This window comes from Flavobacterium fluviatile, from assembly GCF_010645065.1.
GTDB classification, from domain to species: domain Bacteria; phylum Bacteroidota; class Bacteroidia; order Flavobacteriales; family Flavobacteriaceae; genus Flavobacterium; species Flavobacterium fluviatile.
The window spans coordinates 500966-513713 of the sequence record NZ_JAADZW010000001.1 but is presented as its reverse complement, the minus strand read 5'-3'; the positions used below and the strand labels follow the sequence as shown (position 1 = coordinate 513713).

Here is a 12748-nt window from a genome sequence, read left to right as displayed (position 1 = left end):
TTTTTTATAAATTCTACTTTGATTTATGCAGATAAATTTAGGCTGTAAAGACAATTATTCAAATTATTTTTGGAAAGCGGAATTTTAAAATAAACTTTAAAGAAATTAGCAAGACTAATCAGCCCAGGAAGTTTCCTTGAATCTGAAGGGATCTAAATTAGCTTCAAAAGGAAAAATTATTACGCTTTCAAGTCCGAATTTACAAGATGAAAATACTTTCGATAGTCCACAAAAAATAAGTCCAAAAGAAACCGACTATAAAATGAAAGGAGAAAATGCAGAACTAAAACTCCTGGCTTATTCAGTCAATATTTTAAAGTTAAAAGTTAAACAGACAACTGTATGTTACTGTATAATAAAACTTTATGTTTTTTTGATAAAATAGAATCTGTTGTTTACATCATATATTCTTTTTGCTTCAGGGGCAGGGTTACTGTAAACTCGCTTCCATTATTTATCTCACCTCTGGCTGTAATTGTACCATGATGTCTTTTTACAATTTTTCTGCAAAGGGATAATCCAAGACCGTTTCCTTCATATTGGTCTTTGGAATGTAAACGTTCAAATGCATTGAATATTTTCTCTGCGTAAGTTTCATCAAGTCCTATTCCGTTGTCTTTTATGGTAATCTCAACACAATCACTTTTATCAATCTTTACAACTCTCCCTGATATTAAGATTTTTGGCGGCTCTTCTGCTTTTGAAAATTTTAATGAATTGTGGATAAGATTATAAAAAAGCTGACTGATTAAAATCGGTGCCCCTTCTATTACAGGTAGTTCACCAATGATTAAGATAGCATCTTTTTCGTTTATAATCAGTTCGAGATCTGTTTTTATACTTTCTATAACCTCATTAAGGTAAATTTTTTCAAATGGCTGCTTGTTTTTATCCATGGTTGAATAGGTGAGAATGCCTTCGATTATATTTTGCATTCTCTCTGCAGACTGATCTATTTTATTTTGATATTTAATGATACCTTCACTAAAATTTGCTTCTTTGTCATTTCTGATCAGCCCATTAAAAATCTTAATTTTGCGCACAGGCTCCCTCAGATCATGGCTTACTACATTAGCAAAGTGAAGTAAATCATCATTAGATCGACGTAATTCTATAGTGTTTTGTTCAACCTGTTTCTTTAATTCTTCCTGAAACTGCTTGTGTTCATGAATGTCAATTATACTTCCTATAACCTTTATGGGAAAATCATTTTCATCACAAATTATTTTTCCGCTTACTTTAATCCATTTTGAGCAGGTTTTATGTATAATTCGTGTTTCATACGATATAAGACCTGTATTTTTTGATTCTTTAATCGCTTTTTCACGGGCAAACAAATCATCAGGATGAAGTTTTGAAAACAATTCTTCAATATTTGATGTATTTTCACTGCACATGATTGCATCAAAATTATCACATGTTTTAATCTCCTTTGTTAACAAATCAATCTCATAAGTTCCTATTCCGGATGACTGAACAGCAATTCTCAGTCTTTCTTCCACATTTTGAATTTGCTGTTTCGCAAGGTATAAATCGGTTACATCAACGCCGGTATTCATTACGCCGTAAACCTTTCCTTCCGAATCAAATAAGGGAATAAAGCTGTAATTAAAATAATGGGATTTTATAGTACCGTTAATGACCAAATCTACTTTTTTGTTTTCACCATGAAAGGGAACTCCGGTAGAAAGTACAGTGGTTGCCTGATCAAAAAACTTTTCTTTTTTAACTTCAGGAAGAATATCAAGATAATATTTACCTACTATATCATCACCTTTACCCCATGCTCTGATCATAGCAGTATTGACTAATTCAATTTTTAATTTGCTGCCTGTATATACCGCTATCGGCAAAGGTGTATTTTCTATTATATCCTTTAAAATTCTTATATCTGAATACATAATGATATGTTAATTTTTTACAAAGCTAATTTTTAATGATTTAATTATGTTATATGACGTCAGAAAAGAGTTTCATAATTAGTACAAGAAAAAGTTTAATTTTTTGATAAAAACATTAAACAACTACGAACATACAATTATTTATAGTATTGCTATCAATTAAATTAAGAAGTTTAGTAATTTAAAAACTTCACGATTTTGTCTAATTAGATTGATTTATCATTGAACAAACAGACTCACCGGACTATAAAAATTATTGCAGATTAATGTTAATTAACATAATTTGAAGAGTTTACATAAAGCTATTCTGTTAGAAATAAAACATTTTTTTTACATTTGTAGAGAAGTAATAATAATTTAGTTCTCCTATAAACAGTTCAATTTAATGAGTGGAAATTTGACTTCTTTAGTGCCTTCAGCCTTTCTTAATGATTTAAAAAATAAAACTTCAGATTCCCACAGAAAATTAGAAAGCCTGCCAATATCAGCCTCAATCCTTTCTCCTCAAATGAAAATATCAGACTATACCAAATATTTGAGTTTGATGTATGATGTCCATAAAAATACGGAAAATGTTATATTTCCATTATTATCAGAAATTATAACCGATTTAGATAAAAGAAAAAAAAGTCATCTTATTCAGGAAGACTTTAACTACCTTCAATACAACAAAACGAATTCAGGTGTTGTTTTTAGAAACAAAGAAATTACAATACCTTTTGCACTTGGAATATTATATGTTATAGAAGGTTCAACACTTGGCGGAAGGTTTATATTAAAAAATATTTCAAAGATCAATGGTCTTGACAAGGGACAAGGAACATTATATTTTGAGGGTTATGGTGATAAAACAAGTGTTTTTTGGAAAAATATGCTTGGCTATTTAGCTGAATATGAAGAGAATTACAATTGTGGAAATAAAATCATAGACGGAGCGATTTTTGCTTATGAAAGTATTTTCAATCATTTTAGGAGTACAGAAAAATAAATGAAGATTAAAGACATTGTTAATCGGGATCTTGTTACATTAACTAACTGTGAGCATGAACCTATACATATACCGGGTAAAATCCAGCCACATGGTTTTTTGATTGGTTTGACTTCTGAGGGCAAAATAGATTTTTGTACAGCAAATATTTCATGGTATCTAAGTGTTACGCATATAGAGGCCCTTGGAAAAAAAATTGGAGATATTTTCGGAACAAAAGCAGAAAAGCAAATTCTTGAATACATTAACAAAGACAATAACAAGGAGGTTTTTCCCCTTGAAATTGATTTGCTTGGGAAATTTTTTCAAATCAGCATTCACAAAAGTTTTGATATTTATATTTTAGAAGCAGAGTTTCAGTTTGCGGGCAAAGAGAAACTCGCAGATGTGTACACGCAGACTATTCAGTTTGTGACCCAAATGAACAATACTACTTCACTAAAGGATTTGTGTGCGCTTGTTGCTGAAGGAACCAGAAAAATAACGGGATATGACCGTGTAATGATTTATCGTTTTGATGAACAATATAATGGTGAAGTTTATGCAGAAAGCTGCAGGGAAGATTTAGAGCCTTTTTTAGGGCTTCATTATCCCCACACTGATATTCCGGCTCAGGCAAGGGAATTATATATAAAAAATCAGCTAAGACTTATTGTTGATGTTGATTATACACCGGTCCCAATTTATACAGTTGATGATAAAGAAGGCAAAAATCTGGACTTAAGTCTTTCTATATTAAGAAGCACATCCCCAATTCATGTCGAATATTTACAAAATATAGGAGTTGGTGCTACACTTACAATTTCGCTGATCCATAATGACAGGTTATGGGGCTTAATTGCCTGTCATCATTATTCCAGTAAAAATATTTCTCCTGAAATAAGACTGGCAGCAAAGCTTCAGGGGCAATTTATTACTTCACAGATTGATATACGCCAGTCAAATGATGAAAACGTAAATGCTCAAAGAACGGCATTGGCACTTGAGGATTTATCCGGAATGCAGTTTCCGCTTATAGAAGAATCTGTTCAAACTATAGTTGAGGCACCTCAGTTATTAAATATTTGTAATGCAACCGGTGTATCTATTATTAGCAAAGGAAAAATATACAAACACGGATTAGTGCCAACTGAAGAACAGATTGAAAATTTAATCGTCAAAATTAAAAATAAGACCTCTGAAAAATTGTTTGTCACTAATAAGTTAAGCGATTGTTATGATGACTTAGGAAAATGTTCCAGTTATGCAGGGATTATTTATCATTCTGTAGGGAATTCTGATTCTATAATCTGGTACAGACCTGAAACAATATCTGAAATCAACTGGGGAGGGGATCCGGAAAAAGCAATTATTAAGGACAGTACTGGTCTTCATCCGAGGAATTCTTTTGAAATCTGGAAACAGATTATAAAAAGCCAGAGTACTCCCTGGAAGCAATATGAAATCAACGGAGCAATTCAATATGCACATACACTGGATAATCAGTTAATGATGATTTCGTTAAGTGAAGAAGAAGAAAAATACCGAAATCTCAATGAAATTTTAAAAGAAACAAATTCAGAACTGGAAAACCTCAACTGGATTAGTACTCATGATCTTCAGGAACCTTTACGTAAAATTCAGTTGTTTACTTCCAAAATGCTTGCTGAACCGAAGATTGATCAAATGGAAGCTATTTTTTCTGCTTTGCACAAAGTATCTAAATCTGCGGGCAGAATGAGAACTTTGCTTGATGATATCCTTAAATTTTCGCGAATAAAATACACAAGGGAGAATTTAGAAAAAATCAATTTGAATACTATTCTGAAACTAACACTTGCAGAAATGGAAGAGACCATTTCTGAACATGAGGCCGTTATAGAATATGAGAATCTGCCCGAGGTTCATGCCATATACTTTTTAATGCAGCAGCTGTTTTCAAATATTATCCAAAATTCTTTGAAGTTCGCATCTCCTGACAGGACTCCCTATATTAAAATAACAGCCTCTAAGGAGCCAGAATTGGTAGCTCATTATAATAAGATTTATTGTCATTGGATTTGTTTTTCAGATAACGGAATTGGGTTTGAGCAAAAATATGCAGAAACAATTTTTAAAGTTTTCGGCAGATTGCATAATCAGGATGAATATAAAGGTTCAGGAGTTGGGCTTGCATTATGTAAAAAAATTATGCAGACAGTAGGAGGAACAATTTATGCAACAGGAAAACCGGGAGAAGGTACTGATATAACGGTTTATTTTCCATGTGATCCTTCAGATTCACTTTTATAATTTGCTTTTATTCAGCCGAATGATTTTAAATCATTTTTTTCAAATTTCAACAAGTATTTCCAGCTACAAGGAGATACGTGAAGTGGCACGAAATAAGTCAGATATCTAAACTGTAATTATAATCCATTTACTATTCTGCTAAAATACTAAACTCCAAAGTTATTTGATTTTGGAGTTTTTTGTTATATATGTATTTGAGGATTGTGAGCCTTTTGAACTTTTTTGATACAATTTGGAACACTAATTAAAAATGTTTTGTTATCATAAATAACTAATTTTGATATTAATTTCAGTTTTCAAAATAATAAAGTATTAAAATGATGAATGAAAGAGTGATGGAGAAGCTGGGAATATTGGCAGATGCTGCAAAATATGATGTTTCCTGTTCATCAGCATTAAGCAAACGGGAGAATAAAAATAAGGGTTTGGGAAATGCGAAAGGCTACGGTATTTGTCACGCCTATACTGAAGATGGCCGTTGTGTGTCGCTGCTAAAAATCCTGCTGACAAATCATTGCATTTTTGATTGTGCGTATTGTGTGAGCAGAAAAAGCAATGATATTAAACGTGCCGCTTTTACTGTCCAGGAAGTTGTTGACCTTACAATTGGATTTTATCGCAGAAATTATATAGAGGGGTTGTTTTTAAGTTCAGGTATTTTTGATAATCCTGATTATACAATGGAGCGTTTGGTGAGAATTGCTAAAAAACTACGCAGTGAACATAACTTTAATGGCTACATTCATTTGAAAGCAATTCCGGGAGCCAGTGAAGCATTGCTGAAAGAGGCCGGTTTGTATGCTGACCGCCTAAGCGTAAATGTCGAAATGCCAACTGAACAGAGCCTAAAATTACTGGCGCCGGATAAAAATCATATCGACGTGATTAGTCCGATGAAATATCTTAAAAATGAAATTATTGGTCATAAAGAAGAAAAAAAATCGAACTACAAAACGCCTCTTTTTGCTCCAGCAGGACAAAGTACTCAAATGGTAATTGGGGCAACACAAGAAAATGATCTCGAAATTTTGGGAATGGCGGATTATTTTTATCAGCAAATGAATATGAAACGGGTGTACTATTCAGGTTATGTTCCAATAAGTTATGATAATCGTCTTCCCGCTATTGGTACTCCTGTTCCCATGATACGTGAAAACCGTTTATATCAGGCTGACTGGCTGATTCGTTACTATGGATTTAATGTAAATGAAATAGTAGGATTCAATCACCCAAATCTTGATCTTGACATCGATCCAAAATTGGGTTGGGCTTTGCGCAACCTGGATCAATTTCCCGTTGATATCAATACAGCCGACTTAGAACTTATAAAACGTATTCCGGGAATTGGATATCTGAGTGCCCAAAAAATTGTTGCCGCAAGGAAATTTAAAAAACTGTGTCCTCACGATTTACAAAAAATGGGTATTGCCTATTCGCGTTCCAAATATTTTCTGGCTTTTGCGACACCATTTCAGCTGCAAAAAGATTTGACATCAATTCAGATCAGGGATCATATCCTGAATTTCCAAAAAAGCAAATATAAAAATGATTTTTCTAATCAGCTTTCTTTATTTTAAATTGTGATGACAGAGGTAATTTACGACGGGACTTATGAAGGCTGGCTTACAGCTGTTTTTGATGTGTATGAATACAAACTGGCAGACATCGTATTTACAAAAAATGAAACTTCAGGAGCATTACTGTTTGCGACCTCACATTTAGTGGCAACTGATATCTCAAAAGCAAAACGCGTTTTAGACGGGTTGAAGCAGCATCTTTCGCCAGAAGGTCTTGCAGATATGTACAAGGCATTTTTGTCTGAACTTCCTCAGATAGAAGAAACGATGTTTCAGTTTGCCCGGCATGTATTTTCTAATTCAAAAAATGTAGAAGGGGATTATAGCAATAATGCGGTATGGGATCTTAGAAAAGCGACACGTCTGACCCGAAAAGAGTCCCATCGCATGGAAGCGTTTGTTCGTTTTAAATTGACAAAAGATCAATTATATTATGCTATTATTGAACCGGACTGCGATGTCCTGCCTCTTATAGAAAGTCATTTTAAAAATCGTTATGCAGACCAGCGCTGGTTAATTTATGATGGAAAACGTAAATACGGTATTTATTATGATCTGGAAAATGTTTCTACTGTAGAATTACAGTTTGATATGAAAGCTACATCATTTAAGCATTCAACGGAAATCTGCGATGCAGAGGAAGATTTTTTTCAAAATTTGTGGAGGCGTTATTTTAACAGTGTCAATATTGAATCCAGAAAAAATATGAAACTTCATATTCAGCATATGCCGAAACGTTATTGGAAACATTTGATTGAGAAAATTCCAAATGTAAATGATTATAAATGACAAAATATGTACTTATTATTATTTTTGATTATTGATTATATTTTTTAATAAATTGTATCTATTAAAAACAAGCTTCATAAAATTAATTAGAGATTGATTTTTTAATAAAACATATCATAAGGTCGGATTTAGTAAAATAATTGCTTAAATCGTCTTATTTCAATTTAAGTTGTTTTTTCGAACATAAAAAAACAAAAAAATCCCATTCCAAGTAATGAGATTTTAATTTTATGTTAGTTTTTTAAAAATTTTATTTGCTTTTTTTCAAAGCATCAATCAGTTCTACCATATCAACTACAGCATAAGTAGAAGAATAGTCTGAAACAGCATAAGGTAATATAAGACTATTGTTATGAATAATGGCACCGCACGAGTACACAACATTAGGTACATAACCTTCTCGTTCATCCTCAAGTGGTGACAGTAAAGGCTCCGTTAGTCTTCCAATTTCTTTAGACGGATCATCAAGATCAAATAACGATGCACCAATACAATAACGTCGCATAGTTCCTACACCATGAGTAATAACAAGCCATCCTTCTTCTGTCCACAATGGTGATCCGCAGTTACCTATTTGGGTAAACTCCCAGGTATAACGTGGTTCCTGAAGTAGAATAGGGGTGTTCCATTGTGTAACCCTGTCAGAATACATGATGTAATTATTAACTCCATCTATTCTGGCAAGCATAGCATATTTGCCTTTTACTTTTCTTGGAAACAAAGCCAGGTTTTTATTTTGCGCACCGGCTCCGTGCAAAGGCATTACCCTAAATGTGTAAAAATCTTCAGTTGAAATAAGTTTAGGTAATATAGTATGTCCATTGTACGCTGTATAAGTAGCCATTACTCGGGATGAGCCGTCGTCATCAGTAAAGCGAACAAAACGGGCATCTTCTATACCACGGCTTTCAGAATCAGATATCGGAAATATAACACGCTCAGTAAGATCAGAATCATGCTTGAATTCCACATCATAAAAAGATTTTGCCAGCCAGATTATTTCGTTCAGTGCTGTCCTTCTTTCTTCACGAATTGTCGGATCGCTTAAAGCTGATGCTACTGTACTTTTTAGTACTGAATATTCAAACTCATTCGGCAAATCCTGCATAATCTGCGTAATGTATTTATCCTGAGTATGCATTTCGGATAATTTAAGTAAAAATCGCTCTTTGTTAAAAAAACTTTTATGTATAATCTCTGCTTTATCGATGTTATGACCAATTTTCATGACCTGGAGATTATTGTCCCTGTCCAGTATCCCTCTTCGGAAAACAATGGATGAGATATGACCTTCACCGGTTGCACGAAAAGAAATAATAACACGTTTTTCGCCCGCTTCAAGACCACTCTGATCAAAATCTTCTATTATAGACGGATTAAAAATAGCTGCAGACTCTATAGCATACTCCATTGTACAAAAAGAGCCTATTAGCATTTTTCGATCAAGAGACAAAGCTTCGTAATCAATTTGCATGTCTTCAATAACGTCCCGAACTTTTTCACAGTGCCTTAAAAATATGGCAGAAATATTTCGGTGGCGTCTTGCAAATTCACGAAGTGTCTGTTCCAGAGTTTCCAATACTTGCTTGTCATTTAGCGTCATTATACGAAGAACCATTTGTCTGGTCCGCTCATCACCATTTACAAAATATCTTGCAACAACTCTTTTTGAATCCGGGGTAAATTTTATATTTTTTCGTATGACAGATACACGCATAATTTATTTTTTATAATACAGTACTTTTATTGATTGAAGTTAGGAAATATGTTAATAAAAAACCTTTTTTTTTTGTTAAAAAATGATGTTTTATATGTTTTACGAAAGAGGATTTCTTAATTTTTTGAATATAATAAAACGAAAAACAATATAAATGCTTAAAATTTAAGTTGTTGCATTTTATAAAACGAAACATCTTTTTAAAATATTGCGTTAGCTTTATTTGTAATTTTAAAATAATATTACAGCTAAATCTAACAAATATGTCAGTACCTCAAGAACTATATAATGCAAAATTTGCAGGATTTATGGAATCTATTAAAATTTTATATCTCGTAGATGACAAATTCAAAGCCATCTGTGATGAATATTGTACCAGTAAAATAGAAACTGTAAGATTGCAGAATAGACTGGAAAAAATTTTCAGTCAAAAGTTAAAGATTGAAAATTTATCAAAAGAACTTGAAGAAGAAATATTAATCTATCTATTAAAAAATGTTTAATGGACTATTTTATGTTTTTAATGATGATAATAAATAAAAATGTATTTCTAAATCATTTTCAGAAATACATTTTTATACAATCACGGCATTTAAAAAATATAAACTATTTCTCCAATGTTAATGTTTTACCCGTTACAATGAATCTTCCATTTTGATTTTCAGCAGAACCGTCAGGCTGTTTTCCACCCATAGAAACAGTGAACCATCCCGGTTCTACAACACGCTGGCCTTTTTTGTTTATTAAGGACAACTGTCTGGGTGCAATTGTAAAACGTACCGTTTTTGTTTCCCCTTTTTTCAGATGAATACGTTCAAATCCTTCCAGTTGTACAATTGGGCGTGGCGTAGAGGCTTTTTCGTCTTTTAGATACAATTCAACTACCTCGTCACCATCTCGGTCACCAACATTGGTTACATCAACCAATACTTCAAAATCTTTCTCAGCAGAAACATTTGCAGGAACTTTTAAGTTGGTGTATTCAAATTTTGTATAGCTCAAGCCATATCCAAACGGGTACAGCGGTTTCTTTTCGAAATAGCGGTAGGTACGGCCTTTCATATCATAGTTTTCAAAAGCCGGAAGCTGATCAACAGATTTATAGTAGGTAACCGGCAGTCGCCCGGCCGGATTGTAATCTCCAAAAAGTACATCCGCAATTGCATTCCCGCCCTGCTGTCCAGGATATCCCGCAGTAAGAATGGCAGGAACATTATCATTAGCCCAGTTTATCGAAAGTGCGCTTCCGTTTATTAAAACCAGAATTACAGGTTTTCCAGTGGCAATCATCTCCTTCATTAGTTCTTCCTGATTAGCCGGAAGATTCAGACTGGTGCGGTCTCCTCCCTCAAAACCATCAGCTTCAACTTTCATTTCTTCTCCTTCCAGACGTTCATTTAACCCTAATACCAAAACTACAGCATCTGCCTGACTGGCAACCTGTACAGCTTCTTTCAATACATTTTCCTGAGGTTCAGCCCATAAAAGCTGTGCGATTGCATCTCCGTAGAAATTTTGGTATTTAACTTCGATCTTATATTTCTTCCCGGCTTTCAATTCTATTTTCTGAGGACGGATGCGCGGATGGTGATTGTTTTTTCCACCAGTACTTTTTCCACCTTCAATTTCAACAGTCATAAAAGGTTTCGACCATTCCGAAATGTTGTAAACTCCTGTTTTTGGAGCAACAATATAACCTGTCCATCTAACGCTGTAGTTGCCCATTTTTAAACGTGTATCAGGCGTATTCATATCCCAGTGAAAATCGATTTTATCATCAATACGGGTAAAAACAGGTTTCCCTTCCCATTTGCTATTGTCAAAATATTCTGCTGTAAGACCCTGTATTCCGTTTTCGTTTTGAAAATATACTGAAGGAATGACTTTCATTTCTGGAACTCCTTTGGCAAGGTCTGTACCTTTCGCATACAATACTTTAGCCTGAGGTTCAATTTTGTTTTGAATACCTTTTAATACCGTTACAGGATTGCTGGGAATACCACTATAATTTCCCCACAAAGACTGCACATCATTTGCATTAGGGCCAATTACGGCAATAGTTTTAATCTCTTTAGAAAGAGGAAGTGTATTATTCTGATTTTTTAAAAGAACAATACTTTTTTGAGAAGCAACACGTGCCAGATAATCGTGGGCAGGGTTGTTGTTTACAGAAAAAGGAATCTGAGCATAAGGTACAATCTCCTCAGGATCAAACATTCCTAATTTAAATCGGGCTGTAAACAAACGTTTCAAAGTAATGTCAATATCTGCTTCGGTAAGTAATTTACGATCCAGAGCTTCTTTTAATGATTTGTAACTGCTTCCACACTCCAAATCCAATCCTGTTTTTACAGCCAAAGCTGAAGCTGTTGCAGCATCAGGGGTAATTTTATGCCATTTCCAGATGTCGACAACTGCACCACAATCAGAAACAATATAACCTTTAAATCCCCAGTCATTTCGAAGAATATTGAACAAAAACGGACTTGCACTGGCAGACTCACCTCTAAAACGGTTATAAGCTCCCATTACGGAATAAACATGCCCTTCTTTTACCAAAGTGCGAAAGGCAGGCAAATAAGTTTCGTACAGATCGACATCGCTGGTTTCTGCATTGAACAGATGTCGGGATGGTTCCGGACCAGAGTGAACAGCATAATGTTTGGCTGTAGCAATTACTTTAAAATATTTTGGATCATTACCCTGAAGACCATTAACGTAGTTAAGTCCGAGCTGACTGGTAAGAAAAGGGTCTTCACCATAAGTTTCATGTCCGCGTCCCCAGCGTGGATCACGGAAAATATTGACATTAGGAGACCAGAATGTCAACCCCTGATACATTCCGTGTTGTCCTCTTCTTAAATATTCGTGGTATTTGGCACGCGCTTCATCTGAAATTGCACTGGCAACTTCAAATATCAGCTGTCGGTCCCAGGATGAGGCAATTGAAATAGATTGTGGAAAAACAGTTGCATATCCCGCACGGGCAACACCGTGTAACGACTCATTCCACCAATTGTATTCCGGCACGCCCAAACGTTCTATAGCCGGTGATGAATCCATCAACTGACTGATTTTTTCCTCAACAGTCATTCTTGACACAAGATCATTTACACGCTGTTCTGTTGCTAAATTAGGATTATTGAATGGAAATTTTTCCTGTGCGAAAGTGTTTAGCGCTACTAAATTTAGCATAAACACGAATTTATATACTTTTTTCATTCAGGTTTTTTTTGATTCTGGTTTAAAAGATAGTTAGTTTCTCTTATTAATATTTAAAAAATGGCTTTAAATTTAGATTTACAAAATTAAACGATTCGGAGTATCTGCTTAGGATTAATTGCTATTTGAAGGGTGTTGTAAAGCTTATTATAATTTTTGAAATTTTATTTAATAAGACAAAAGGTAGATAAATTGCTAATTAAAGGTAGGCATTTGGTTAATTGTGGGTACTATTTTAGGTTGGGAAACTAATTTTGATATTTTTGTGAATTCCGATAAAATA

At 34.0% G+C, this 12748-nt stretch carries 8 protein-coding genes and 1 pseudogene; 6 read left to right on the top strand and 3 right to left on the bottom strand.

What is annotated here, in order from left to right:
- Positions 1 to 133: 133 nt before the first annotated feature.
- A pseudogene (locus GXM17_RS01835) lies at positions 134 to 385 on the top strand (alpha-L-arabinofuranosidase C-terminal domain-containing protein); the annotation flags it as partial.
- Between the two features lie 10 nt (positions 386 to 395).
- On the opposite strand, the gene GXM17_RS01830 reads toward GXM17_RS01835, so the two are convergent.
- Positions 396 to 1901 carry a PAS domain-containing sensor histidine kinase gene (locus tag GXM17_RS01830; protein ID WP_163397577.1) on the bottom strand — a complete coding sequence of 502 codons (1506 nt, stop codon included), beginning with the start codon at positions 1899 to 1901 and terminating at the stop codon, positions 396 to 398.
- Between the two features lie 385 nt (positions 1902 to 2286).
- Between GXM17_RS01830 and GXM17_RS01825 the strand changes: the two genes are divergently transcribed.
- The 4 genes from GXM17_RS01825 to GXM17_RS01810 all read left to right on the top strand — a co-directional run bounded on the left by GXM17_RS01825 (position 2287) and on the right by GXM17_RS01810 (position 7526).
- On the top strand, positions 2287 to 2889 hold the full coding sequence (locus tag GXM17_RS01825; RefSeq protein ID WP_163397576.1) for a biliverdin-producing heme oxygenase: 603 nt from the start codon (positions 2287 to 2289) through the stop codon (positions 2887 to 2889).
- Positions 2890 to 5160: an ATP-binding protein gene (locus GXM17_RS01820; protein ID WP_163397575.1), complete on the top strand. Its 2271-nt coding sequence runs from the start codon at positions 2890 to 2892 to the stop codon at positions 5158 to 5160.
- 317 nt (positions 5161 to 5477) lie between these two features.
- The gene (locus GXM17_RS01815; protein WP_163397574.1) at positions 5478 to 6737 is read left to right on the top strand and encodes a putative DNA modification/repair radical SAM protein; all 1260 of its coding nucleotides are present in this window, start codon (positions 5478 to 5480) and stop codon (positions 6735 to 6737) included.
- 6 nt (positions 6738 to 6743) lie between these two features.
- A complete protein-coding gene (locus GXM17_RS01810) occupies positions 6744 to 7526 on the top strand; it encodes a TIGR03915 family putative DNA repair protein (RefSeq protein WP_163397573.1) in 783 nt (260 codons plus the stop codon).
- Between the two features lie 250 nt (positions 7527 to 7776).
- Here the strand turns inward: GXM17_RS01810 and GXM17_RS01805 are convergent, their stop codons facing one another.
- Positions 7777 to 9243 (bottom strand): glycoside hydrolase family 130 protein, encoded by a 1467-nt coding sequence (locus GXM17_RS01805; RefSeq protein WP_163397572.1) that lies wholly within the window; start codon positions 9241 to 9243, stop codon positions 7777 to 7779.
- Between the two features lie 263 nt (positions 9244 to 9506).
- Between GXM17_RS01805 and GXM17_RS01800 the strand changes: the two genes are divergently transcribed.
- Positions 9507 to 9746 carry a hypothetical protein gene (locus GXM17_RS01800; RefSeq protein WP_163397571.1) on the top strand — a complete coding sequence of 80 codons (240 nt, stop codon included), beginning with the start codon at positions 9507 to 9509 and terminating at the stop codon, positions 9744 to 9746.
- Positions 9747 to 9849: 103 nt separating this feature from the next.
- On the opposite strand, the gene GXM17_RS01795 is transcribed toward GXM17_RS01800, so the two are convergent.
- Positions 9850 to 12465 (bottom strand): glycoside hydrolase family 3 C-terminal domain-containing protein, encoded by a 2616-nt coding sequence (locus GXM17_RS01795; RefSeq protein WP_163397570.1) that lies wholly within the window; start codon positions 12463 to 12465, stop codon positions 9850 to 9852.
- Between the last annotated feature and the right edge of the window lie 283 nt (positions 12466 to 12748).